Source organism: Bacillus sp. VA15 (assembly GCF_055721145.1).
Genome location: NZ_JBVQPQ010000003.1, coordinates 185,247 through 209,011, shown reverse-complemented (window position 1 = coordinate 209,011; position 23,765 = coordinate 185,247). Strand labels below are relative to the sequence as shown.

Annotated in this window: 25 protein-coding genes and 1 pseudogene; 22 read left to right on the top strand and 4 right to left on the bottom strand. The window is 46.6% G+C overall.

Annotated features, from left to right (window positions below):
- Window positions 1-154 precede the first annotated feature (154 nt).
- From AC0DBE_RS10870 to AC0DBE_RS10855, 4 genes are all read left to right on the top strand, one after another.
- Window positions 155-1,588, top strand: coding sequence for a PTS mannitol transporter subunit IICB (locus tag AC0DBE_RS10870; RefSeq protein WP_461845822.1), 1,434 nt, complete (start codon window positions 155-157; stop codon window positions 1,586-1,588).
- 24 nt (window positions 1,589-1,612) lie between these two features.
- Window positions 1,613-2,044, top strand: a complete 432-nt coding sequence (locus AC0DBE_RS10865) for a PTS mannitol transporter subunit IIA (RefSeq protein WP_014112670.1) — start codon at window positions 1,613-1,615, stop codon at window positions 2,042-2,044.
- Between the two features lies 1 nt (window position 2,045).
- Entirely contained in the window at window positions 2,046-3,167 is a 1,122-nt protein-coding gene (locus AC0DBE_RS10860) for a mannitol-1-phosphate 5-dehydrogenase (RefSeq protein ID WP_014112671.1), read from the top strand.
- Between the two features lie 90 nt (window positions 3,168-3,257).
- Window positions 3,258-4,322, top strand: a complete 1,065-nt coding sequence (locus tag AC0DBE_RS10855) for a tartrate dehydrogenase (protein ID WP_472962110.1) — start codon at window positions 3,258-3,260, stop codon at window positions 4,320-4,322.
- Here the strand turns inward: AC0DBE_RS10855 and AC0DBE_RS10850 are convergent.
- On the bottom strand, window positions 4,308-4,916 hold the full coding sequence (locus AC0DBE_RS10850; protein ID WP_472962108.1) for a dienelactone hydrolase family protein: 609 nt from the start codon (window positions 4,914-4,916) through the stop codon (window positions 4,308-4,310). The genes AC0DBE_RS10855 and AC0DBE_RS10850 overlap by 15 nt on opposite strands.
- An 84-nt stretch (window positions 4,917-5,000) precedes the next feature.
- Between AC0DBE_RS10850 and AC0DBE_RS10845 the strand changes: the two genes are divergently transcribed.
- Window positions 5,001-5,393: a 3-hydroxyacyl-ACP dehydratase FabZ family protein gene (locus AC0DBE_RS10845; RefSeq protein WP_461719646.1), complete on the top strand. Its 393-nt coding sequence runs from the start codon at window positions 5,001-5,003 to the stop codon at window positions 5,391-5,393.
- 34 nt (window positions 5,394-5,427) lie between these two features.
- Here AC0DBE_RS10845 and AC0DBE_RS10840 read toward each other — a convergent pair whose 3' ends face one another.
- Window positions 5,428-5,592, bottom strand: coding sequence for a hypothetical protein (locus tag AC0DBE_RS10840; protein ID WP_061186203.1), 165 nt, complete (start codon window positions 5,590-5,592; stop codon window positions 5,428-5,430).
- A gap of 132 nt (window positions 5,593-5,724) precedes the next feature.
- Between AC0DBE_RS10840 and AC0DBE_RS10835 the strand changes: the two genes are divergently transcribed.
- The 9 genes and pseudogenes from AC0DBE_RS10835 to AC0DBE_RS10795 all read left to right on the top strand — a co-directional run bounded on the left by AC0DBE_RS10835 (window position 5,725) and on the right by AC0DBE_RS10795 (window position 12,955).
- Window positions 5,725-6,474: a Cof-type HAD-IIB family hydrolase gene (locus AC0DBE_RS10835; protein WP_003225050.1), complete on the top strand. Its 750-nt coding sequence runs from the start codon at window positions 5,725-5,727 to the stop codon at window positions 6,472-6,474.
- 205 nt (window positions 6,475-6,679) lie between these two features.
- Window positions 6,680-7,453, top strand: coding sequence for a 5-oxoprolinase subunit PpxA (gene pxpA / locus AC0DBE_RS10830; RefSeq protein WP_014112676.1), 774 nt, complete (start codon window positions 6,680-6,682; stop codon window positions 7,451-7,453).
- 14 nt (window positions 7,454-7,467) lie between these two features.
- Window positions 7,468-8,682: an NRAMP family divalent metal transporter gene (locus tag AC0DBE_RS10825; RefSeq protein ID WP_014112677.1), complete on the top strand. Its 1,215-nt coding sequence runs from the start codon at window positions 7,468-7,470 to the stop codon at window positions 8,680-8,682.
- Between the two features lie 5 nt (window positions 8,683-8,687).
- Complete coding sequence (locus AC0DBE_RS10820) at window positions 8,688-9,479, top strand: putative hydro-lyase (RefSeq protein ID WP_284438226.1); 792 nt, start codon at window positions 8,688-8,690, stop codon at window positions 9,477-9,479.
- Between the two features lie 45 nt (window positions 9,480-9,524).
- Complete coding sequence (gene pxpB, locus AC0DBE_RS10815; RefSeq protein ID WP_072181718.1) at window positions 9,525-10,247, top strand: 5-oxoprolinase subunit PxpB; 723 nt, start codon at window positions 9,525-9,527, stop codon at window positions 10,245-10,247.
- A pseudogene (locus tag AC0DBE_RS10810) lies at window positions 10,244-11,063 on the top strand (5-oxoprolinase subunit C family protein). Before pxpB ends, AC0DBE_RS10810 begins: the two are co-directional and overlap by 4 nt.
- 15 nt (window positions 11,064-11,078) lie before the next feature.
- Complete coding sequence (locus AC0DBE_RS10805; protein WP_472962104.1) at window positions 11,079-11,831, top strand: IclR family transcriptional regulator; 753 nt, start codon at window positions 11,079-11,081, stop codon at window positions 11,829-11,831.
- A gap of 63 nt (window positions 11,832-11,894) precedes the next feature.
- Complete coding sequence (gene lipC / locus AC0DBE_RS10800) at window positions 11,895-12,536, top strand: spore germination lipase LipC (protein ID WP_472962102.1); 642 nt, start codon at window positions 11,895-11,897, stop codon at window positions 12,534-12,536.
- 173 nt (window positions 12,537-12,709) lie between these two features.
- A complete protein-coding gene (locus AC0DBE_RS10795; protein ID WP_014112683.1) occupies window positions 12,710-12,955 on the top strand; it encodes a YczI family protein in 246 nt (81 codons plus the stop codon).
- Window positions 12,956-12,960: 5 nt separating this feature from the next.
- Here the strand turns inward: AC0DBE_RS10795 and AC0DBE_RS10790 are convergent, their stop codons facing one another.
- Window positions 12,961-13,248: an antibiotic biosynthesis monooxygenase family protein gene (locus tag AC0DBE_RS10790; RefSeq protein WP_019257494.1), complete on the bottom strand. Its 288-nt coding sequence runs from the start codon at window positions 13,246-13,248 to the stop codon at window positions 12,961-12,963.
- A 151-nt stretch (window positions 13,249-13,399) separates the two neighbouring features.
- Between AC0DBE_RS10790 and pbpC the strand changes: the two genes are divergently transcribed.
- From pbpC to AC0DBE_RS10770, 4 genes are all read left to right on the top strand, one after another.
- Window positions 13,400-15,406: a penicillin-binding protein 3 gene (gene pbpC, locus AC0DBE_RS10785; protein WP_472962098.1), complete on the top strand. Its 2,007-nt coding sequence runs from the start codon at window positions 13,400-13,402 to the stop codon at window positions 15,404-15,406.
- 100 nt (window positions 15,407-15,506) lie between these two features.
- Window positions 15,507-16,409 carry an aldo/keto reductase gene (locus tag AC0DBE_RS10780; protein ID WP_014112686.1) on the top strand — a complete coding sequence of 301 codons (903 nt, stop codon included), beginning with the start codon at window positions 15,507-15,509 and terminating at the stop codon, window positions 16,407-16,409.
- A 189-nt stretch (window positions 16,410-16,598) separates the two neighbouring features.
- Window positions 16,599-18,689 (top strand): mannitol operon transcriptional activator MtlR, encoded by a 2,091-nt coding sequence (gene mtlR / locus AC0DBE_RS10775; RefSeq protein ID WP_472962094.1) that lies wholly within the window; start codon window positions 16,599-16,601, stop codon window positions 18,687-18,689.
- Between the two features lie 211 nt (window positions 18,690-18,900).
- Window positions 18,901-20,412, top strand: a complete 1,512-nt coding sequence (locus tag AC0DBE_RS10770) for a class I adenylate-forming enzyme family protein (RefSeq protein WP_087987693.1) — start codon at window positions 18,901-18,903, stop codon at window positions 20,410-20,412.
- 18 nt (window positions 20,413-20,430) lie between these two features.
- Here AC0DBE_RS10770 and AC0DBE_RS10765 read toward each other — a convergent pair whose 3' ends face one another.
- Entirely contained in the window at window positions 20,431-21,027 is a 597-nt protein-coding gene (locus AC0DBE_RS10765) for a class I SAM-dependent methyltransferase (protein ID WP_472962091.1), read from the bottom strand.
- 150 nt (window positions 21,028-21,177) lie between these two features.
- Here AC0DBE_RS10765 and AC0DBE_RS10760 point away from each other — a divergent pair, with 150 nt between their 5' ends.
- From AC0DBE_RS10760 to AC0DBE_RS10745, 4 genes are all read left to right on the top strand, one after another.
- Window positions 21,178-22,038 (top strand): SDR family oxidoreductase, encoded by an 861-nt coding sequence (locus AC0DBE_RS10760; protein WP_014112690.1) that lies wholly within the window; start codon window positions 21,178-21,180, stop codon window positions 22,036-22,038.
- Between the two features lie 15 nt (window positions 22,039-22,053).
- On the top strand, window positions 22,054-22,557 hold the full coding sequence (gene lyxE / locus AC0DBE_RS10755) for a D-lyxose ketol-isomerase (protein ID WP_079288478.1): 504 nt from the start codon (window positions 22,054-22,056) through the stop codon (window positions 22,555-22,557).
- A gap of 87 nt (window positions 22,558-22,644) precedes the next feature.
- A complete protein-coding gene (locus tag AC0DBE_RS10750; protein ID WP_079288477.1) occupies window positions 22,645-23,196 on the top strand; it encodes a GNAT family N-acetyltransferase in 552 nt (183 codons plus the stop codon).
- Between the two features lie 77 nt (window positions 23,197-23,273).
- Window positions 23,274-23,696: a pyridoxamine 5'-phosphate oxidase family protein gene (locus AC0DBE_RS10745; protein ID WP_061186218.1), complete on the top strand. Its 423-nt coding sequence runs from the start codon at window positions 23,274-23,276 to the stop codon at window positions 23,694-23,696.
- Window positions 23,697-23,765: the final 69 nt, after the last annotated feature.

Below are 23,765 nucleotides of genomic sequence, written 5' to 3'. Positions count from 1 at the left end.
TTTTAAAAAATTGTCACACCCTTGTGCCAAAGTCCTCTTTACTTTCAATTGTATAGGGACTGTAAGCGTTTTAACATAGAGTCAAAGGGAAGCATCATTCTCTGAACATCTTTTTATATCTTACAGCGACAAACAAAACAGGGAGGGTTTATATATGCAGCAAGAACAGCAGCAAGGCGGCATGAAAGTGAAAGTGCAGCGCTTCGGCAGTTATTTGAGCGGAATGATCATGCCGAATATCGGCGCGTTTATCGCGTGGGGCATCATTACCGCGCTGTTTATTCCGGCGGGATGGTTTCCGAATGAACAGCTGAATACACTTGTCAGCCCGATGATCACATATTTACTGCCGCTTTTGATAGCGTATACAGGCGGAAAAATGATTTACGACCACCGCGGCGGAGTCGTCGGGGCAACAGCGGCAATCGGGGTGATTGTCGGGTCGGATATTCCAATGTTTTTAGGTGCAATGATCATGGGGCCGCTTGGCGGATACCTCATTAAACAGACGGATAAATTGTTCAAGGATAAAGTCAAACAAGGCTTTGAAATGCTGATCAACAACTTTACGGCAGGGATTGTCGGCGCGGCTTTAACGATTCTCGCGTTTTACGCCATTGGCCCAGTTGTCCTGACGTTAAACAAATTGCTGGCGGCCGGTGTGGAAGTTATTGTACACGCTAATTTACTGCCTGTAGCCAGCGTTTTTGTGGAACCGGCGAAAGTGTTGTTCCTAAACAACGCCATTAACCATGGAATCTTAAGCCCGATCGGAATCGAGCAGGCAGCCCAAACGGGAAAATCAATTCTGTTTTTAGTAGAAGCCAACCCTGGACCGGGACTCGGCATTTTGCTGGCGTACATGTTCTTTGGCAAAGGTTCTTCAAAATCAACGGCTCCCGGAGCGGCGATCATTCATTTCTTCGGCGGGATTCACGAGATTTACTTCCCGTACATTTTGATGAAACCGGCCCTGATTCTGGCAGCTATTGCCGGCGGAGCAAGCGGACTCTTAACGTTCACGATCTTTAATGCCGGACTTGTCGCAGCATCGTCACCGGGAAGCATTATCGCATTGATGGCGATGACGCCAAGAGGCGGCTACTTCGGCGTATTGGCGGGTGTATTGGTCGCTGCGGCTGTTTCGTTCATCGTATCAGCAGTGATCCTGAAATCTTCAAAAGCAAGCGAAGAAGACCTCGCTGCCGCAACTGAAAAAATGCAGTCCATGAAGGGGAAGAAAAGCCAAGCAGCCGCAGCTTTAGAAGCGGAACAAACCAAAGCTGAGGAAGCGTCTGAGCTGTCTCCTGAAAGCGTAAATAAAATTATCTTTGCATGTGATGCGGGAATGGGATCGAGCGCCATGGGAGCATCCATCTTAAGAAACAAAGTGAAAAAAGCAGAGCTTGACATCAGTGTGACCAATACGGCCATTAACAATCTGCCAAGCGATACTGACATTGTCATCACCCACAAAGATTTAACAGATCGCGCGAAAGCAAAGCTGCCGAACGCGACGCACATATCAGTGGATAACTTCTTAAACAGCCCGAAATATGACGAGCTGATTGAAAAGCTTAAAAAGTAATCTCATAGAAAGAGAGTGATACTCATGCAAGTACTCGCAAAGGAAAATATTAAACTCAACCAAACGGTATCTTCAAAAGAAGAAGCCATCAAAATGGCGGGCCAGACGCTGATTGACAACGGCTATGTGACAGAGGATTACATTAGCAAAATGTTTGAAAGGGAAGAAACGTCTTCTACTTTTATGGGGAATTTCATTGCCATTCCACACGGCACCGAAGAAGCGAAAAGCGAGGTGCTTCACTCAGGAATCTCAATTATACAGATTCCTGATGGTGTCGAGTACGGAGAAGGCAACACGGCAAAAGTGGTATTCGGCATTGCGGGCAAAAATAATGAGCATTTAGACATTTTGTCTAACATCGCCATCATTTGTTCAGAAGAAGAAAATATTGAACGCCTAATCTCTGCTAAAAGCGAAGAAGATTTGATCGCCATTTTCAACGAGGTGAACTGACATGATCGCCTTACATTTCGGTGCGGGAAATATCGGGAGGGGGTTTATCGGCGCACTGCTTCACCACTCCGGCTATGATGTGGTGTTTGCGGATGTGAACGATACGATGGTCAGCCTCCTCAATGAAAAACGGGAATACACAGTGGAGCTGGCAGAAGAGGGGCATTCATCAGAGGTAATCGGTCCGGTCAGTGCCATCAATAGCGGCAGCCAGCTGGAGGAGCTGTATCGGCTGATCAATGAGGCGGCGCTCATCACAACAGCAGTTGGCCCGAACGTGCTGAAGCTGATTGCTCCGTCTATCGCAGAAGGGTTAAGACGAAGAGACGCTTCAAACACACTGAATATCATTGCCTGCGAAAATATGATTGGCGGGAGCAGCTTCCTGAAGAAAGAGATATACAGCCATTTAACAGAAGCTGAGCAGGAGTCCGTCAGTGAAACGGTCGGTTTTCCGAATTCCGCCGTTGACCGGATCGTGCCGATTCAGCATCATGAAGATCCGCTCAAAGTATCGGTTGAACCATTTTTTGAATGGGTCATTGATGAATCAGGCTTTAAAGGGAAAACACCAGTCATAAACGGCGCGCTATTTGTTAATGATCTGACGCCGTACATCGAAAGAAAGTTGTTTACAGTCAACACCGGACACGCGGTGACAGCGTATGTCGGCTATCAACGCGGACTCAAAACGGTCAAAGAAGCAATCGATCATCCGGAAATCCGCCGTGTCGTTCATTCGGCGCTGCTTGAAACCGGTGACTATCTCGTCAAAACGTATGGCTTTAAGCAAACCGAACACGAACAATATATCAAAAAAATCATCGGACGCTTTGAAAATCCATTCATTACGGACGATGTAACCCGCGTGGCGAGATCACCTCTCAGAAAACTGGGAGAGAATGATAGACTCGTAGGCCCGGCAAAGAAAATAAAAGAGCCGAATGCACTGGCGGAAGGGATTGCCGCAGCATTGCGCTTCGATTTCACCGGTGACCCTGAAGCGGTTGAACTGCAAGCGCTGATCGAAGAAAAAGGATACAGCGGCGTGCTTCAAGAGGTGTGCGGCATTCAGTCCCATGAACCGCTGCACGCCATTGTTTTAAAAAAACTCAATCAATAACCGACCACCCGTGACACAATGTCACGGGCTTTTTTTACCATCTCGCAATCTAGTATAATAGAAAACGCTTACGACAACAGGGGAAGGAGAATGACGATGAAACAATTCGAGATTGCGGCAATACCGGGAGACGGAGTAGGAAGAGAGGTTGTAGCGGCTGCTGAGAAAGTGCTTCATACAGCGGCTGAGGTACACGGAGGTTTGTCATTCTCATTCACGGCTTTTCCATGGAGCTGTGATTATTACATGGAGCACGGCGAAATGATGCCTGAAGACGGAATACATACGCTTACTCAATTTGAAGCGGTCTTCTTGGGAGCCGTCGGAAATCCGAAGCTGGTTCCCGATCATATTTCGTTATGGAGGCTGCTGCTGAAAATCCGGAGGGAGCTTGAGCTCTCCATTAATATGAGACCCGCCAAACAAATGGCGGGCATTACGTCGCCGCTTCTGCATCCAAATGATTTTGACCTCGTGGTGATTCGCGAGAACAGTGAAGGTGAATACAGTGAAGTCGGCGGACGCATTCACAGAGGCGATGATGAAATCGCCATTCAGAATGCCGTATTTACGAGAAAAGCGACAGAACGTGTCATGCGTTTTGCCTTCGAATTGGCAAAAAAACGGCGCGGGCATGTGACAAGTGCGACAAAGTCTAATGGCATTTATCACGCGATGCCGTTTTGGGATGAAGTCTTTCAGCAGACTGCCGCTGATTACAGCGAAATCGAAACGTCATCCCAGCATATTGATGCGCTGGCCGCTTTTTTTGTAACGCGTCCGGAAACGTTTGACGTCATTGTGGCGAGCAACCTGTTCGGTGATATTTTAACCGACATCAGCTCAAGCCTGATGGGAAGTATCGGTATTGCGCCGTCTGCGAACATCAACCCGTCCGGCAAATATCCGTCCATGTTCGAACCGGTTCACGGCTCAGCTCCCGACATTGCCGGCCAGGGCCTTGCCAATCCAATCGGCCAGATTTGGACAGCGAAGCTGATGCTTGACCATTTCGGAGAGGAAGAACTGGGAGCAAAGATCCTAGATGTGATGGAACGAGTAACAGCTGACGGCATCAAAACACGCGACATTGGCGGACAAAGCACAACGGCTGAGGTTACGGACGAAATCTGTATGCGTTTAAGAAAACTTTGATGAAACAGGGCGGGGCAGTTTTTCTGCCTCGTTTTTTATGATGGAAAGCGTTTTGAAGAAGAGTGCCCTGTCAAAATAAACCGACTCAGGATTGGCAAAGCCATGAAGAGCATCGAATTGATAAATCTCCAAATCGGGATGCTGTTTTTCCCTCAGTTTTTTGATAAGAACCGCAACATCAAACGACGGTTCATATGAAGGGAAAAACAATAGGACCGGGCAGGCTGGCACGTGATGAAGAGAATCGCGTATCCGGGAACCGTAATAACAAACAGCTCCGCTCACCTCAGGCATACTGCTGCATTTCCATGCGATCGTCGCGCCCGCGCTGAATCCAATCACAAAGATGCGCCGTCCCGTGTTTTGCCTGATCACGTTCTGAATGATGGTTTCTCCTGTTTTCAGCCGTTCATGTTTTGTAAACTGTTCGTATGCTGTTTTTTCCTCTTGCAGTGAGTAGACTTCACCATCTCCGACCAGGTTGGGCGTTATCACATCATATCCAGCCATTTTGATCAGCCGGGCCATCTTTTTCATATGGATGTTTACACCGTATATTTCGTGTGCGAGAATGATGAGCGGTTTTTGGGACATAACAGGCTCCTTTTGCGTTTTTTCCATTATATCCTATCGTTGAGCTGTAGGCTGATATATAATAGTCAAAAAAGGAGAAATAGAATGAATTCATTATCTTTGCCTCACCGCTATCCGTTTTTGTTTATTGATGGCGTGACGGAAAGCGAGCCCGGCAAACATGCGGCCGCATATAAGCTGATTAGTGAGAACGACTGGTTTATCACTGACACGCAAACAGAAATGCCGTTTTCACTAGTGATTGAAGCACTTGCGCAAACGGCGGCTTTTACAGGGATTACAGATGAGAACAGCTTGGGGTTATTGTCTTCTGTGAAGAAAGCGGAAAAGCTGGGCGCGGCCGTGCCCGGTGACCGGCTTGATCTTTTGTTTGATGTCACGCGCAATCGGCGCGGGTTTGTGTTTGGACATGCCAAGGCGTCAGTAGGCGGGCAGCCTGTTGCTGAAGCTGAAATCGGCATTTATATTGAAAAATGAAAAAACCCTTCACAACGATTTGTGAGGGGTTCTATTATTTCGTATCGTAATCCCGTTCGCTCTGTGAGTCATCTCTTTGCTGGCGTTTGTGTTTTTCATCATTCATATTTTCCTTCAGCTCTTCATTCGGAATCGGATCGGTTAAGTCGTTGTGCTCGGGGTTTTCGTTTGGTTTGTTTTGCTGTTTTCTTTCTGTCATGTTTAATCACCTCACCGTTTGTTTTCCTCTTATCAGCGCACCTCAAACATGTGAAATCGCTTTTTTGTTCCGCTGGGTATAATGTATTAGAATAGAAAGAAGAACAACTAAAAGGCAAAGAGAGGTACATATATGTCTATTCAAAGAGAAGATGTAGATATCAAGCTGATCGCAATTGATATGGATGGAACGCTGCTTAATGACGAGCAGCTGATCTCGGATGAAAACCGTAAAGCCATTCGTGAAGCCGAGGATAAGGGCGTGTACGTGGTGATCAGCACGGGCCGGACACTGATGACGTGCCGGGAGCTGGCGGAATCGCTGAAGCTGTCATCCTTTTTAATCACGGCAAATGGCAGCGAAATATGGGATTCGAATTTTAATTTGGTGGAACGCAAGCTGCTCCATACAGATCATATTCAAATGATGTGGGATTTGCGGAATAAGCACAACACCAATTTCTGGGCTTCTACGGTGAATAAGGTATGGAGAGGTGAGTTCCCGGAAAATATTACGGACCATGAATGGCTCAAATTCGGCTTTGACATTGAGGATGACGACATCCGAAACGAAGTGCTGGAGGAGCTGAGAAAAAACAAAGAGCTCGAAATCACAAATTCAAGCCCGACAAACATTGAAGTCAACGCGCTTGGCATCAACAAAGCCGCAGCGCTTGCGAAGGTTTCTGAAAAACTCGGCTTTACGATGGAGAATGTGATGGCGATGGGTGACAGTCTTAATGACATCGCGATGATCAAAGAAGCGGGTCTGGGCGTCGCGATGGGCAATGCGCAAGACACCGTGAAAGAAACGGCTGATTGGATCACGGATACAAATATTGAGGATGGTGTCGCTAAAGCGATTCGCCATTGGGTACTATAAAAAAAGGGAGTCCTAAGATGGACTCTCTTTTTTTAGTTTGGCAGGTTTGCTTGTGGGACCATGGTAGGTTTTCTGACAAAAGTATTTCACAAACTGATATGATTGAATTATAATGAACCAAAGTTCAAAAATTCGGAATAGTCGTTCCGAATTTCGGAACAATAAATACATAAAGCATATCGTATGCTTTGGCAGGAGGGATTCTGTGTTTCAGATTGATTTGAACTGTGATTTAGGAGAAAGCTTCGGAGCCTATACGATAGGCCTTGACCAAGATATTTTAGAGTATGTCACATCAGCGAACATCGCATGCGGATTTCATGCAGGAGATCCCGGTGTCATGCGGAAAACCGTCGCGCTTGCGGCAGAAAAAGGCGTGAAAATTGGCGCACATCCGGGCTTGCCGGATTTACTCGGCTTTGGGCGCCGCAATATGGCGATTTCTCCTGAGGAAGCGTATGATCTCGTCGTCTATCAAATTGGCGCGCTCTCTGGTTTTCTAAAAGCAGAGGGACTTCACATGCAGCACGTCAAGCCGCATGGCGCTTTATATAATATGGCGGCAGTCGATCAAAAGCTGTCGGACGCCATCGCGAAAGCTGTCTATAAGGTTGATCCTGGACTGATTCTTTTCGGTCTTGCTGAGAGCGAGCTCGTAAAAGCGGGAGAACGGATCGGACTTCAGACGGCAAATGAAGTGTTCGCCGATAGAACATACCAAGCGGACGGCACGCTGACACCGCGCTCGCAGCCGGACGCACTCATTGAAAGTGATGATGCCGCTGTCACCCAGGTGATCAAAATGGTGAAAGAAGGGGCGGTCAAATCTCAGCAAGGGCATGATGTGTCATTAAAAGCAGATACCGTTTGCATCCATGGAGATGGAGCCCACGCGCTGACATTTGCGCAAAAAATCAGAAAAGAGCTCAAAGCGGCAGGAATTGAAGTGACAGCTATTTCAGCACAGAAGTCAACATAAAGGAGGAACAATAGATGGGGCAACAGAAAAAAACAGCAGAAAAAAAAGCGGGCAGCTGGTCATTGCTGATGGGTGCTGCCTTTTTAATGGCCACTTCGGCGATCGGCCCAGGTTTCCTGACACAAACCGCAACATTCACAAACACACTCGCGGCAAGCTTCGGTTTTGTCATCTTAATCTCTATTATTTTAGATATTTTCGCCCAAACCAATGTTTGGCGCATTATCGCAGTGTCTGGAAAACGCGGTCAGGAAATTGCGAATATGGTGCTTCCGGGACTGGGGTATTTCATCGCCATTCTCGTCGTGCTTGGCGGACTAGCTTTTAATATCGGGAATATCGGAGGTGCCGGTCTCGGACTCCAAGTGCTGTTCGGCATTACACCAGAAACAGGCGCTTTGATCAGTGCTGTCGTTGCCATTTTCATCTTTTTAATTAAAGAAGCAGGAAAAGCGATGGACCGCTTTACGCAAATTGCGGGCTTTGCCATGATCATCTTAACGCTGTACGTCGCAATCACGTCTGCACCGCCAGTTGGACAGGCTGTGGCAAACACCTTTGCCCCTGAACAAATCAGTATATTCGCAATTGTAACACTAGTCGGCGGGACAGTTGGCGGATACATCACGTTTGCTGGGGGACACCGCTTACTGGATGCTGGCATTAAAGGAAAGGAAGCGATTCCGCAGGTGACAAAAAGCTCGGTTGCCGGAATTTTAATTACATCTGTTATGCGAATTGCCCTTTTCTTAGCTGTGCTCGGCGTTGTTTCAAAAGGCCTGCATATTGACGAAAGCAACCCGGCGGCCTCAGTGTTCCAGCTGGCAGCGGGAAATGTCGGTTATAAAATTTTCGGATTGATCATGTGGTCTGCGGCCATTACCTCTGTTATCGGGGCAGCTTATACGTCTGTTTCGTTCTTTAAAACCTTTTCTCCGAAAATTGAAAGGAATTCACGCGGCATTATTATCGGCTTTATCGTGATTTCTACGTTAGCTTTTGTCACAATCGGACAGCCTGCGAAAATTCTCGTGCTTGTCGGATCACTAAATGGCTTAATTCTGCCGATTGCGCTAGGAACGCTGCTTATTGCTGCATATAAGAAAAAGATTATTGGTGATTATAAGCATCCGCTTTGGCTGACCGTTTCAGGTGCACTTGTTGTGGTCGTAATGGCGATTATGGGAGTCTACACGTTATTTACACAACTTCCTCAATTGTGGAGCTGATAAAGGTGGAGCAATTAAACAAAATGGCGCCGAAGGATGTGCGCGCCTTGATACGAGAGGGAAAAATAACCGGGCCGACTGCAGGAATGTCCGGCGGCTATGCCCAAGCGAATCTTGTGATTTTGAAGAAAGACCTTGCGTTTGACTTCCTGCTGTTTTGCCAGCGGAATCAAAAACCCTGTCCTGTGCTGGATGTGACAGAAGCGGGTTCGCCAGTGCCATCGCTGGTCGCGCCGGATGCTGATATCAGAACGGACTTTCCAAAATACCGTATTTACAGGCAGGGTATCTTGACGGAAGAAGTATCTGATATTACGCCATACTGGGAGGATGACTTTGTCGGCTTTCTGATCGGATGCAGTTTCTCTTTTGAACAGGCGCTGATCAATAATGGAATAGCTGTCCGGCATATTGATGAGGGGACAAACGTCCCGATGTATCAAACGAATATCGATTGTGTTCCGGCAGGAGCGTTTCAAGGACAGATAGTTGTCAGCATGAGACCCGTTCCAGAACGGCTGGCTGTACGCGCTGTACAAGTGACCTCACGTTTTCCGGCTGTGCACGGAGGACCGATCCATATCGGTAATCCGGGAGCAATCGGCATTCGCGATCTGGACAAGCCGGATTTCGGAGATGCCGTTTCCATTCGTGAAGGCGAGGTTCCTGTTTTTTGGGCGTGCGGGGTGACACCACAAGCCGTGGCTATGAATGTAAAACCTGAAATGGTCATCACACATGCGCCGGGGCACATGCTCATCACAGATATTCGAGACGAGTCGCTTGCGGTGCTGTAACCTCTCGTCCTCCAAATGAACGAGAAATAAAAAGAGGTGAGAAAGATGACTGAACGATTTCAAATCGAGCAGCTCGGTGATTCTGCAATGATGATCCGATTTGGAGAAGAAATAAACGAGCAGGTTAACGGCCTTGTCCATGCCGCGGCCGCTTACATAGAAGAACAGCCATTTCCGGGATTCATTGAATGCATCCCGGCTTTTACAAGTCTGACGGTATTTTATGATATGTATGAAGTGTACAAGCATTTGCCTCAAGGCATAAGCTCACCTTTTGAGAAGGTCAAGCGCGATGTCGAAGAACGGCTGAAGGAAATAGCCACAGACTATGAGAACAACCGCCGCATTGTAGAAATTCCCGTCTGCTATGGCGGTGAATTCGGGCCGGATTTAGAAGAGGTGGCGAAGATCAATCAGCTGTCACAGGAGGAAGTCATCGCCATTCATACAAACGGCGAATATGTGGTGTATATGCTTGGCTTTGCACCTGGTTTTCCTTTTTTAGGCGGGATGTCCAAACGTATTGCCGCTCCAAGGAAATCTTCGCCAAGGCCGTCGATTCCCGCCGGTTCAGTTGGAATTGCGGGAATGCAAACAGGGGTGTATCCGATTTCAACGCCGGGCGGCTGGCAGCTGATCGGCAAAACGCCGTTGGCTCTGTTCCGGCCGCAGGAAAACCCGCCGACGTTATTGAGGGCGGGAGATATTGTTAAATTCGTACGCATCTCAGAGGATGACTATCACGCCTATAAGGAGGAGTCCAATTGAGCATGAAAGTGGTAAAGCCCGGACTGCTCACAACGGTTCAGGATATAGGCAGAACGGGGTATCAAAAATACGGCGTTCTGGCAAGCGGAGCCATGGACACGGTTTCGCTGCGCATTGCCAATCTGCTGATCGGCAACAGCGAAAATGAAGCCGGTCTTGAAATTACGCTGATGGGGCCCGGTCCGTCGTTTTATTTTTCAAAAACGACGTTGATTGCGGTGACAGGGGCGGACTTCACTTTGCGTATTAATGACGAAGAAGCGCCTTTATGGAAGCCGGCGTGACACGGAATGTTTCTTCATAAAAACGCGTTTTCGATTTTTCTGTAAAAAAGCCGAATTGTTTTCCTTCCAGCACCCGAATGACAGGATTCTTTTTCAATGGCAGAAACCTCCCGCGGCTGACCGACCATTTCGGCGCTGCAAATCCCTGCTTTCCAAGCTGCGGGCTTAATCGGGAAAGAATGGTTTGCGAAAGAGATGACAGTCCGACCGTATGGGCTACAGGCTCAAAGGAGAACCGCTCGAACTGAAGGCACCGCTAGAGATGGTGTCAGAAGCGGTTTCGTTTGGAACAGTTCAGGTGCCGCCTGACGGCAACCCGATTATCCTGCTTGCAGACCGGCAAACGACCGGCGGCTATCCGAGGATCGCGCATATCATATCCGCTGATCTTCCGATTGTCTCCCAAATCATGCCGGGAGAGCACGTCCAGTTTGAGCCTGTATCCCTTCAGGAAGCGGAAGCGCTTGCGATTGAACGGGAACAGCATATAAAAGAACTGAAAACGAGAATGAAGATGGAATGGCTGACATAACAAAGGAGATGAATGATGCAGAATAAAAACAAAACCGTAGTCAAATCTATGGCTCTGCTTAATTTGTTTTTGCATGAACCAAGTCTTACCTTAAGTGAACTGGTATCGCTGTCAGGTATGCCGAAAACCTCTGTTCACCGGATGGTCAGCTCTTTGGAGGAAATGGGGTTCCTCAATCGGGATTTGTCCGGCGCTTATTCGCTGGGACTGGTGTTTTTGGAATTCGGACAGCTCGTTGCTGACAGGCTGGATATCAGAAAAATAGCGAAACCGGTGATGGAAGAGCTGTGCCGGGAAGTGGATGAGGCCGTGCAATTGATCATGAGGGACGGCAATGAAGCGATATACGTTGAGAAAATAGAAGGGACACAGACTGTGCGGTTGTACACGGCGATCGGCAGGCGCTCTCCTCTGTACGCTGGAGCGTGCGCCAGAAGCATTTTGTCCTTTCTTCCCCGTGAAGAAATCGAAACATACATCAAACAAACGGAGCTCATTTCAATTGGCTCCGACACGATTACCGATCCCGAAAAACTGCTGCAGGAGATTGATGCCTCTATACAAAATGGCTATACCGTCAGCTATTCAGAGCTCGAAAACTATACAGCGGCCATCGGCGCCCCGATCTTTAACCATAAGCGTCAGGTGGCAGCCGGCATCAGCATTGCAGGCTTTGAAGCGAGATTTACAGAAGACAGGCTGCCTTATTTAACAGAAAAGGTGAAGGATGCCGCTTTACAGATTTCCAGAAAAATAGGGTATTCATAAGTAGCCGATCTTTTCTCCGCTGCGTACATTAACGTATCGACGTTCAGGAGTGGAGGAAAGAACATGGTGCTTCGATATATAGCACTGGGGGATTCTTTGACGACGGGGAGAGGCTCCGGGCTGTTTTCTCCCGGCTTCGTCCAACGTTTCGGAGACATGATGGAAGCCGACTTGAAAACAAAAACTGCAATATCCATCTTTGCCAAATCAGGCTTAAATACAGAAGAAATTCTGGGGCTCCTGTCATATCCCTATGTGCAAAAATGCATTCAAGATGCTGGCATGATAACCATCACAGGGTGCGGAAACGATCTCATCGATTCGGTCTTAGCCTACCAAACGTCTAAGGATGAAACGATTTTCAGCCGTGTATCCGCCCATTGCCATGAGAATTTTGAAAAGATGATTGCCAAAATCGATGAGATCAAAGGAGAAAACCCGTCCCCGTACGCCATCCGTGTGTTCAACTTATACAATCCGTTTCCCGAAATTGATATCGCTGGCAAATGGATCACATCCTTTAATTCACATTTAGAAACACTTGCATCAGCACCCCATGTCAAAATCGCGGATGCCTACAACATCTTCAAAGGCAAAGAACAGGAATATCTGTCCTTTGACGGTGTCCATCCGAACAGCAAAGGCTATCAAGCGATGGCTGAAGCAGTTCACAAGTTAGGCTATAAAGAATTGTCAGTTTCATAGAAGACGCGCCTTATGACAGGGCGCGTTTTTTATGTGTGAATGAAATATTAAAAGAAACTTAAAATTCCCTTTCTTCTGTTCTACAGACAAAAAAAGTGCGCTAGAATAATGGAGGACGTAGGCAAAAATAGCCATAACGTTCAATATTTCGTATATAAGGAAGGATGGTCCTTTTGTTTCGGATTTTTAAAATGTCTTTTGCGGTTATCATTATTGTACTGGCGCTTATTGCTTTTAAATATACGGAACACACCTCTGTTATCCAATCGGTCATGCTCGTCTTTCTTGGCGCCGTCATGTTTATGCAGGGGCTTGAAGAGCGCAAAAAAGAAAACGACGGCTCAGGCGCTTTCAATATTTATACCGCCGTTTTCGTATGGTCTGTCTCTCTCATCGGTTTTACACTTCATATTATATAAATCTATTACACATCCTGAAAATGCTCGACCGTCGGGAACGGGGTATAGAACCGATGAAGCAAGGCTTTCCACTCTTGATACTCTGAAGAACCGCGAAAGCCTTCCGTATGGTCCTCAAGTGTTTCCCATTCCACAAGCAGCAGATATTTATGTGTTTCTTCCATGCATTTTGATAACGAGTGAGTGATATAGCCCTTCATGCCGGAAATAATCGGCGCCGCTTGCCGGAACGCCTCCTCAAACTCTTGTTCAAGCCCTTCTTTAATGTGAAGCATTGCTGCCTCTCTGACCATGTCATCCCTTCTTTCCTTCTTTTCAAATAGTCTACAGCAAATGACAGGAGATTTCTGCAAAATCGAAGAACCTTTTCCTTCATTTTCAAAAAAATCTTGCACGCACCAATTCATTTAAGAGAAAATAATAAGTGGAAGGCAGGGGAAAGTCATGTTAAAAAAGTGTATTCTACTAGTATTTCTATGCGTCGGATTGATTGGGATAATCGGATGCTCCAAGACAGATTCACCAGAGGATCGCATGGAAGCATTCGTAAAACAGTGGAACGATCAGCAATTCGATGACATGTATCAAAGCCTGACTAAAGATGTCAAAAAAGAAATCTCCAAAAAAGATTTCGTCAACAGGTATAAAACCATCTATGAGCAGGCAGGCGTAAAACATCTGAAAGTCACTGCGGGAGAAGTGGATGAAGACGATAAAGACAACAAGACGATGAAGCACATCCCGTATAAAGTCAGCATGGATACAAATGCGGGCAAGGTCAGCTTCAAAAATACCGCCGTGCTGAAATTAGAAAAAACAGATGACGAGGAGTCATGGAATATAGATTGGGACCCATCGTTTATTTTCAAGCAGCTGGCTGATGACAAAACGGTACAAATTATGAGCATTGAACCAAAACGCGGCCAAATCTACGATAAAAATGGGAAAGGCTTAGCCATCAATACAGATGTTCCAGAAATCGGGATTGTTCCCGGAGAGCTTGGCGACAAAAAAGAAAAAGTCATAAAAGAGCTCGCGAAAAAACTTGATTTGACTGAAGACGATATCAAGAAAAAGCTGGATCAAGGCTGGGTGAAGGACGATTCGTTTGTGCCGGTCAAAAAGGTTAAGCCGGACCAGCAAAAGTTAGTGTCTGAGGCGACGACATTACAAGGTGTAACAAGAACGAATGTCAGCTCCCGCTATTATCCGTATGGCGAAAAGACAGCCCATTTGACAGGCTATGTCCGCGCCATCACTGCGGAAGAACTGAAGAAAAAGAAAGACGGAATGTACAGCGATACGTCTAACATCGGCATCGCCGGACTTGAAAATGTGTATGAAGACAAGCTAAGAGGCACAACCGGATGGAAAATCTACGTGCCGCAAACTGGAGAAGTCATCGCTGAAAAGAAAGCGAAGGACGGCGAGGATCTTCATCTTACAATTGATATCAAAACGCAAACGAAGCTGTATGATGAACTGAAGGATGACAGCGGGACGGCAGTCGCGCTGCAGCCGAAGACAGGCGAAACACTCGCACTTGTCAGCGCGCCTTCTTACGATCCAAACGGATTTATTTTCGGCTGGAGCGATAAGGAATGGAAAAAACTAAACAAAGATAAAAACAATCCATTTTCAGCGAAATTCAACAAAACATACGCACCGGGTTCTACAATTAAACCGATTGCGGCTGCCATCGGGATCAAAAACGGCACCCTAAAAGCGGATGAGAAGAAAACAATCAAAGGAAAAGAGTGGCAAAAAGATTCGAGCTGGGGCGGCTATTCAGTGACACGTGTGTCAGAGAGCCTTCAGCAAGTTGATCTTGAAAATGCCCTCATTACGTCAGACAATATTTATTTTGCACAGAACGCGCTTGATATGGGAGCGGACACCTTCACAAAAGGATTGAAAACGTTCGGCTTCTCAGAGGATATTCCATATGAATTTCCGATCCAGCAATCGTCTATCGCAAATGACAAGCTCGATTCAGACATTTTGCTTGCTGATACGGGGTACGGACAAGGGCAAATGCAAATGTCTCCGCTTCACTTGGCGGCTGCTTACACGCCATTTGTCGACAACGGAGATCTTGTCAAACCGACGCTAATCAAAAAAGATTCGCAAACAGCTGATGTTTGGCACAAGCAAGTTGTCACGAAGGAAGGAGCGGCAGACATTACAAAAGGACTGAAGGGCGTTGTGGAAGACGAGCGTGGATCAGCGTATCAGCCTGTCGTGAAAGGAATCACCGTTGCCGGAAAAACAGGAACAGCCGAGCTGAAAACATCTAAAGATGATAAAGACGGCGCTGAAAATGGCTGGTTCGTCGGCTACGATTATAAAAACAAAAACCTGCTTGTCGCCATGATGATCCAAAATGTGCAGGACCGCGGTGGCAGCCACTATGTTGTTGAGAAAGCGAAAAAGCAATTTCAATCGAATTAAAATGCCTTTTTGACAGGAGCGAAAGGAAAAAGGGGATCTGAGGCCGAATGAACTAATAAGGGGCAAAACCCGGTTTATACAAAGAAAAGAGGGATTTTGCATGCAGCGTATTCAATTGGCGGAGGATCTTCAATTTTCAAGAGTCGTACACGGGCTTTGGCGGCTGAATGAATGGAACTATTCAGATGCCGAGCTGCTCAGCCTCATTGAATGGTGTATCGATCACGGCATCACAACCTTTGATCATGCGGATATTTACGGAGGCTATACGTGCGAAAAACTGTTTGGAAATGCCCTTGCCCTTTCGCCCGGATTAAGGGAAAACATAGAGCTGGTCACAAAATGCGGCATTGTTCTTGAATCACCTGAACGTCCCGCACACAAATCGCATCATTATAACACAAGCAAATCACATATTTTGGCATCCGTTGAGCAATCCCTTTTAAACCTTAGAACGGATTATATCGACGTACTGCTGATTCACAGACCTGACCCGCTCATGGATCCGGAGGGAGTAGCAGAGGCGTTTCAGGCGCTAAAATGCTCCGGCAAGGTCAGGCACTTCGGCGTTTCAAATTTTAAAGATCACCAGTATCGCATGCTGGAATCGTATTTGCCTGAGAAGCTCGTGACCAACCAAATTGAGCTTTCTGCATATGAATTAGAAAATGTTCTGGACGGCACTTTGAACTTGTGCCAAGAAAAACGGATTTCGCCGATGGCTTGGTCACCGCTGGCAGGCGGCAAAGTTTTCACTGGTGACACGGAAAAAGACCGCCGTGTCCGCTCGGCGCTCGAATCTGTTCAGGCGGAAATCGGCGCCGCTTCATTGGACGAGGTGATGTACGCATGGCTGTTCACGCATCCGGCCGGCATCATGCCGATTGTCGGAAGCGGAAAACGCGAGCGGATTTCCGCCGCAGTAAATGCTTTGGCATACAAGCTTGACCATGATCAGTGGTTCCGTATTTTTACAGCCGTACAGGGTTACGATATTCCTTAACAAAAAGCACCAGCTTAGCAGCTGGTGCTTTTTCAATATTGTCACACCGCTTAGTGCCAAATTACCATTTATAAGTGATTGAAACTCACTTGAAAGCGTTTTATATTATAAAGAAAACCTCTCTTTTTCCTCTCCTGTATCTCCTTGCGACTTCATCCGCACATCATGACTGTCTAGGAGGCCTTTTTTATGTATATGACTGCCAGAGAACAAAAGCTTTTAAAGCACTTGTTATTACAAAATCGATATGTAACCGTAACTGAGCTTGCTGAGCTGATGGAAGTCAGCACGAGAACCATTCACAGGGAGCTCAAATCAATTAAGCCGCTGATGGAAACTGTTGGGCTTACGCTCGATAAGCAGCCTGGAAAAGGGCTGAAGGCAGTGGGAAGTCCCGAAGATAAACAAAAGCTGCTTACCGATTTATCATATGAACAGCATGAATATAGCGCGGACGAACGGAAACTGCTTATTCTCTGTTCGTTATTAGAGTCTCAGGAACCCGTCAAGCTGTACACGCTAGCTCATGACCTGCAGGTGACGAATGCCACGGTCAGTTATGACTTAGACGAGCTGGAGAAATGGATTTCTCCCTTCGGATTGACACTGATCCGTAAAAGAGGTTTTGGCATCCAACTCATAGGACCGGAGAATGCAAAACGTAAAATTGTCGGCAACCTGATTGTGAACCGCCTCGACATCCAAATGTTTTTGGAAGCGGTTGAATTAAACATCAAAGGTAAAGCGGATTCTTCAGAGTCAGAGAAAATGTTTGGTGTAGTCAGCAAAGGCGAGCTGTTAAAAATGGAGCGTATCCTATTTCAGCTGAAAGAAGAAATCGCCTTTTCATTGTCCGACAGCTCTTATATAGCGCTCGTCGTCCATCTGACGTTTGCGATCGAACGGATCAAGCTTGGGGAAACCATCACCATGGAGCAAAATGAGCTTGAGGAACTGAAAAATGCGAAAGAATACAGCTCCGCTCTTGAAATCGCTGGCGAGCTTGAACGTGCCTTCGGCGTGACGATTCCAGAAGCGGAGGTCGGCTATATTACAATCCACCTTCGAAGCGCCAATCGAAAATACAAAACAGAATACAAAGCACAGGAAATCGAACTGGAAACAGCCCTGCAAACAAAGCGGCTCATTGCTTTTATTTCAGACAAAATCAGAATGGATCTCACGAAAAACTACTCTTTATATGAAGGGTTGATCGCCCATTTGGAGCCGGCCGTCAGCCGCATAAAAGAGAATATCGAGATATATAATCCGATGAAGGAACAGATCAAGCGCGATTATTTTCTGCTTTATATGGCGATCGAAGAAGGCGTGGAAAAGTATTTTCCGGGTATGTCCTTTTCTGATGATGAGATCGCTTTTATCGTCCTTCACTTCGGGTCTGCCCTTGAAATCAAAAAAGAAGAAGCAAAAGTGAAAGCGCTTGTCGTTTGCTCGAGCGGGATCGGCTCTTCGAAAATGCTTGCTTCCAGACTGAAGAAAGAACTGCCGGAAATTCAATCGTTTGATATGTCATCTTTGATCGAGCTGAAGGGCAAGGACGTCCAAGCCTATGATATGATCGTTTCCACCGTTCCGATTCCTTACGAAAACATTGATTACATTATGGTCAGCCCGCTTTTAAACGAGGAAGATGCAAACCAGGTGAAACAGTATATCAAGCGGAAAATTCCGCTCATTCTTGAGAAAAACAGAAGCCCGAAGGAAGAGGTGCAGCAAGATGACGTACCTGACATGTTGAAAGCGGCGGAAAGCATGGGGCGGTATATGGCCGTCATTCAAGATGTTCTGCGCCACTTTACACTTACTCACCTCAAAACAAACCCGGATCATAGTATGCTCTTGTTAGAGCTTTTTCAACAGCTGAAGAAGGATGGCTTGATCCGTGATCCGAAAAAAGCAGCGGTTTGCCTGGCGGAGCGGGAGAAACAAGGGGGATTGGGAATCCCGGGGACGAACATGGCGCTTTATCATCTCAAAAATGATGAAATCGTCCTGCCTTTTTTCAAAATGTATGATCTGAGCACCTCTTATGAAGTGAATGGCATGGACGGAAATACCCTCAGCATGACACGCATCCTTGTGATGATGGCGCCTAGCTCATTATCTGCTGAAGGATCGGAGATTTTAAGCGCGATCAGCTCCGCTATTATCGAGAGCAGAGAGAGTATGGCGGGGTTTCAGGGAGAGGGAGAACAAGAACTGTATCAGCGGTTAAACCGCATATTTTTCACATGGATGAAGGGAAAAAACATACTGTAATCCGGCATGGCACACGTCAAAAAATTGGCGTGTGTTTTTATGTGGATAGGGTACAAAATAAGAAAAAGTGGGACTATTTTATCATTCAGTAATGGAATAATTCCAAAATGAAATAGTTTTACAAGTTATCTTTTTTGGGTTAAAATGGGTGAGGTAAGGAAGAAAATCTAACAAATAATTGAAGATTCAAGAGAATATAGGAGATGACGATATGGAAACATTACAGCATCTGATTCTGCATGACATGCCGGATAGCGAAGAAATAGAAGCTGTAAAAAGCGGAGCTCATACACTGACATATAAAGGTTACCGCAAACGGATTAATCAGCTGGCGAATGCCCTGCTGCAAAAAGGAATTCAAAAAGGCGACCGTATTGCATTGCTTTGCAAAAACGGTCATCCCGCATCAACTGTTATGTTTGCTGCGCTTGAAATAGGTGCTGTTGTCGTACCTGTCAGCTGGCAGCTGAAACCATATGAAATGACAGGTATTTTAAAAGCAAGTGAACCAAAAGCGATGTTTTATGGAGCGGAGTTTAAAGAGACACTGGACGAAGTTCTTCCTGAACTGTCTTCACTGTCTTTAACAATGGATACAGGGACAGCTTACGAAACATCTGCTGAATTTGAAGCTCTGTTTGCTGGTCCTGATCATTTGCCCGAAACTGAAATGGTTTCCCCTGATGATACAGCGCTTCTGATGTTTACGTCTGGAACAACGGGAAACCCGAAAAGATGCATGATCACACATGGCGGCATATACAGATACGTAACAAGATCCAACAGCTCAACAACACGTATGAAGAGCCTTCGTTTTCTCGCGTGCCACCCGATTTACCATACGAGTGCGCTCATTTGCATCATGCTTGGAACCTTCGCAGGCACAACCTTCATTTTTACAAAGGACCAAGATCCTGTTCATATGCTGAAGGTCATTGAAGAAGAAAAAATTCAGAGTGTGATGGCTCTTCCTGTGTTTTACACGTATTTGCTTGAAGCGTGGGAAACGCACCAAACCGACTTATCTTCGCTTGTGATTTTAATGACAGGCGGAACAAAAGTGCCGAGCAGCCTGATCCGCCGCTATCTTGATATCGGCATTCCGCTCGCGCACGGGTATGGAAGCACTGAGGCTTGGGGAATCAGCACATGGACGCCTGACATGGGAATGGATAAAGCGGCCTCTGCAGGAAAGCCTGTGGCAGGTGTTAAAGTCAAAGTGGAAGATCCTCAGACGGGAGAAGAACTCCCTCAAGGAGAAATCGGCGAAATCGTTGTTCACACCCCATTTTTATTTAAAGGCTATGAAGACAATCCAGAAGCGACAGCGAAAGTGCTGCAAAACGGCTGGTTTAGAACTGGAGATTCAGGCTATGTAGATGAAGATGGCTTTATTTTCATCACTGGACGCTACAAGGATGTCATTATTTACGGAGGCGATAACGTCTATCCGGATCAGGTTGAAGAAGTCATCCAGCAGATTCCGGGAATCCTTGAAACAGCGGTGGTCGGTATTCCTGACCCGCTGTACGGGGAAAAGCCGAAAGCTTTTATCGTGACAAACGGCGGCCAGCGTATAACGGAAGAGGATGTCATCGCATTTTGTAAAGAACGCCTTTCCGCTTACAAAATACCAGAAGTCGAGTTCGTTAAAGAACTGCCGAAAAATAACCTCGGCAAGGTGAAAAAAGACGTCTTGCGCAAGCAGGCCGTACATTCGTAAAAAGAGAAGCCCGCCACTTTATATGGCGGGCTTCTTTGCAGTTGCACAGACAGAAAGCTCAGGCTTCATGTTTTTAAATTGCAACTCAATGTCTTGGAAGCCGGCCGCTTTGAAGTCAGCAATCATCTGTTTTCCAAATGATTTGGTTTTCTCGGGACTGGCATCCGCTTCCCGCGGCTGCATCGTAATCGCTGCTTTTCCGCCGGGCTTTAGCGCCCGAAATATCTGTTTCATGCCTTTTGTTTGGTCATTCCAAATGGTGTAGTTGTTAACGGAAATCACTTTATCATAAAACGAGGCATTAAGAGGAAATGTCTCGACACTTCCTTGTATCAGGCGCACCTCCTTCGTTTTTACTCTGCGGGCGGCCAGCTTCAGCATGGCCTCTGACACATCAATCCCATCAAGACGGATGTCCTTTTCACGATTCAGCATCTGCTGCATGCAGTATCCTGGCCCAAACCCCACTTCTAAAATGCTGTCCCCGCGTGTGATCCCCAGCTGATCTATTGTCCACTGATTCAGTGTCTGATTTTCAGCAGCCATGATGTACCCGGCAATCATGCCGATTACGCCCTTTGGCCTGCTGAATTTTTTAGAAAGCATGTTAATCATTCAGCAACCCCCTTTGCAAGTTATTTCCTCCTTGCGTTTCATGTGAAACATTTTTCTGATAAAGCAATGTGAAGGTGCCAATCCATGTTTATCCAAAGAACGTGTGAGGTACACAACAAATAGACATGAAAACAAAGGAGGAGAATCATCATGGCCAATTATCCAAAAGAACTGCCGGCCCAAACCCAAAATCGCCAACCGGGAATTGAAAGCGAAATGAATCCAAGTCCGGTGTATGAGTATGAGGATTATAAAGGAGCGGACAAATTAAAAGGAAAAGTAGCGCTCATTACGGGCGGCGACAGCGGGATCGGACGCGCGGTATCCGTTGCTTACGCAAAGGAAGGCGCTGACATCGCCATTGTGTATAAGGATGAGCATGGGGACGCCGAAGAGACGAAGAAGCGTGTAGAACAAGAAGGCGTAAAATGCCTGCTGATCGCTGGTGACGTAGGTGAAGAGGAATTCTGCAATGAAGCGGTTGAAAAAACGGTCAAGGAACTAGGCGGCCTTGACATCCTTGTAAATAATGCCGGTGAACAGCATCCGAAGGAAAGCATCAAAGATATTACAAGCGAACAGCTTCACCGCACATTCAAAACAAACTTTTATTCTCAATTTTATTTGACTAAAAAAGCAATTGATTATCTGAAACCGGGCAGCGCGATTATCAACACGACATCTATCAACCCGTATCGCGGGAACCCGACGCTGATTGATTATACAGCGACAAAAGGCGCAATCAATGCCTTTACCAGAACAATGGCGCAGGCGCTTGTGAAAGACGGCATCCGCGTAAACGCAGTCGCGCCAGGACCAATCTGGACACCATTAATCCCGTCTACGTTCTCTGAAGATAAAGTTGCTCAATTTGGGCAAAATACGCCGATGGGCCGTCCGGGTCAGCCTGTTGAGCACGTCGGCTGTTATGTGCTGCTGGCTTCAGATGAGTCATCTTACATGACAGGCCAGACGCTGCATGTCAACGGCGGAGACTTTGTAACGACGTAAGAGGGAGTGAGACATATGGATATCACGAAAGAGGAAGTAAACGGCTATTATCAAAAAGCCGGTATTGTATTAACGGATGAGGAAGTAGACCAAATCCAGCTGATGGACTACGGCTTAGGAAAAGAAAGAAAAGTCGGGCTCCAGCTCTTTGTCTACGTCAATACGGACCGTTATTGCTCAAAGGAACTGGTGCTGTTTCCGGGACAGACTTGCCCGGAACACCGCCATCCGCCGGTCGACGGCCAGGAAGGCAAGCAGGAGACGTTCCGTTGCCGCTACGGAAAAGTGTATCTTTACGTAGAAGGAGAAAAAACGCAGCTTCCAAAGGTTCTCCCTCCGCAGGAGGATAGAGAACACTATACGGTCTGGCACGAAATTGAACTTGAACCGGGCGGACAATATACCATTCCGCCAAACACAAAGCATTGGTTCCAGGCCGGGGAGGAAGGTGCCGTGGTGACGGAAATGTCTTCGACGAGCACAGATCAACATGATATCTTTACCGATCCAAGAATATAAGGATGAGGCGTAACAGCCCATCCTTTTTTGTGTTGAAAAAAAGGGAATCATCGTTATAATGGGTAAAAAAGGAAAGAGGGCGAGGGAATGTTCACCTGCAAGGTAAATGAGCACATCACCATTCGATTATTGGAGCCAAAGGATGCGGAGCGGCTGGCCGAACTCATTATCCAAAATCAGCAGCGGCTCGGCCAGTGGCTGTTTTTTGCGGAAAATCCAAGCAGTGCTGAAACGTACAGAGAAACGATCATTCCAGATTGGCGGCGGGAGTATGCCGACCTGAACAGCATCGAAGCGGGGCTCCTTTTTGACGGCAGCCTATGCGGCATGATCGGTCTGCATAACCTTGATCAAGTGAATCGAAAAGGGGAAATCGGATACTGGATTGCCAAAGAATATGAGGGCAAAGGCATCGTTACCGCCGCCTGCCGAACACTCATCACGTATGCTTTTGAAGAGCTTGGACTGAATCGCGTTGCTCTCTGTGCTGCTGTAGGGAATCAGAAAAGCAGAGCGATCCCGGAGCGGCTTGGCTTTCAAGAGGAAGGAAAGGCACGGGACGGCTTATTCGTTAATGGCAGGTATCATGACCTTGTCTATTACAGCTTGCTGAAGCATGAATGGAAAGGATCAAAATAAAGCGCGCATTTTTTTGTTTAAATCTTCCCCGGATGTGGAAAAGTAACAGCGGAGACGTTAAAAAGGAGTGATTCAAGATGAATCAGCAAGACATTAAACAAAAAGTGCTGGATGTTCTAGATCACCATAAAGTAGGCTCGCTCGCAACGGTTCAAAAGGGCAAGCCGCATTCCCGCTACATGACTTTTTTCCATGACGGGCTGACGATCTACACACCGACAAGCAAGGAAACTCATAAAGCGGAAGAAATTGAAAACAACCCCAATGTCCACATTTTATTAGGCTATGATTGTGAAGGCTTTGGCGACGCGTATGTTGAGGTTTCCGGGAAAGCAAAAATCAACAATTCGGCAGAACTGAAGGACAAAATATGGAGTTCCAAATTAGAGCGCTGGTTTGACGGTAAGGATGATCCGAATCTGGTGATTCTTGAAATTGAACCGGAGGATATCAGATTAATGAATGCAGGAGAGAAAACACCGGTCTCACTCGAACTATAAAAAATTTGTGTTTTCAAGGGCGATATGTTATCATGAATAGCTAGTAAGAAAAATAAGCAAATAAAAAAG

Coding starts and splice junctions, on each gene's coding strand:
- lipC (WP_472962102.1), top strand. CDS start 11,895: ATGGTGCTTCGATATATAGCACTGGGGGATTCTTTGACGACGGGGAGA.
- AC0DBE_RS10805 (WP_472962104.1), top strand. CDS start 11,079: ATGCAGAATAAAAACAAAACCGTAGTCAAATCTATGGCTCTGCTTAAT.
- AC0DBE_RS10835 (WP_003225050.1), top strand. CDS start 5,725: ATGTCTATTCAAAGAGAAGATGTAGATATCAAGCTGATCGCAATTGAT.
- AC0DBE_RS10855 (WP_472962110.1), top strand. CDS start 3,258: ATGACGATGAAACAATTCGAGATTGCGGCAATACCGGGAGACGGAGTA.
- AC0DBE_RS10790 (WP_019257494.1), bottom strand. CDS start 13,248: ATGGTCAGAGAGGCAGCAATGCTTCACATTAAAGAAGGGCTTGAACAA.
- AC0DBE_RS10860 (WP_014112671.1), top strand. CDS start 2,046: ATGATCGCCTTACATTTCGGTGCGGGAAATATCGGGAGGGGGTTTATC.
- lyxE (WP_079288478.1), top strand. CDS start 22,054: ATGGATATCACGAAAGAGGAAGTAAACGGCTATTATCAAAAAGCCGGT.
- AC0DBE_RS10865 (WP_014112670.1), top strand. CDS start 1,613: ATGCAAGTACTCGCAAAGGAAAATATTAAACTCAACCAAACGGTATCT.
- AC0DBE_RS10780 (WP_014112686.1), top strand. CDS start 15,507: ATGCAGCGTATTCAATTGGCGGAGGATCTTCAATTTTCAAGAGTCGTA.
- AC0DBE_RS10750 (WP_079288477.1), top strand. CDS start 22,645: ATGTTCACCTGCAAGGTAAATGAGCACATCACCATTCGATTATTGGAG.
- AC0DBE_RS10745 (WP_061186218.1), top strand. CDS start 23,274: ATGAATCAGCAAGACATTAAACAAAAAGTGCTGGATGTTCTAGATCAC.
- AC0DBE_RS10760 (WP_014112690.1), top strand. CDS start 21,178: ATGGCCAATTATCCAAAAGAACTGCCGGCCCAAACCCAAAATCGCCAA.
- pbpC (WP_472962098.1), top strand. CDS start 13,400: ATGTTAAAAAAGTGTATTCTACTAGTATTTCTATGCGTCGGATTGATT.
- AC0DBE_RS10870 (WP_461845822.1), top strand. CDS start 155: ATGCAGCAAGAACAGCAGCAAGGCGGCATGAAAGTGAAAGTGCAGCGC.
- AC0DBE_RS10845 (WP_461719646.1), top strand. CDS start 5,001: ATGAATTCATTATCTTTGCCTCACCGCTATCCGTTTTTGTTTATTGAT.
- AC0DBE_RS10850 (WP_472962108.1), bottom strand. CDS start 4,916: ATGTCCCAAAAACCGCTCATCATTCTCGCACACGAAATATACGGTGTA.
- pxpB (WP_072181718.1), top strand. CDS start 9,525: ATGACTGAACGATTTCAAATCGAGCAGCTCGGTGATTCTGCAATGATG.
- AC0DBE_RS10840 (WP_061186203.1), bottom strand. CDS start 5,592: ATGACAGAAAGAAAACAGCAAAACAAACCAAACGAAAACCCCGAGCAC.
- mtlR (WP_472962094.1), top strand. CDS start 16,599: ATGTATATGACTGCCAGAGAACAAAAGCTTTTAAAGCACTTGTTATTA.
- AC0DBE_RS10765 (WP_472962091.1), bottom strand. CDS start 21,027: ATGATTAACATGCTTTCTAAAAAATTCAGCAGGCCAAAGGGCGTAATC.
- AC0DBE_RS10825 (WP_014112677.1), top strand. CDS start 7,468: ATGGGGCAACAGAAAAAAACAGCAGAAAAAAAAGCGGGCAGCTGGTCA.
- AC0DBE_RS10770 (WP_087987693.1), top strand. CDS start 18,901: ATGGAAACATTACAGCATCTGATTCTGCATGACATGCCGGATAGCGAA.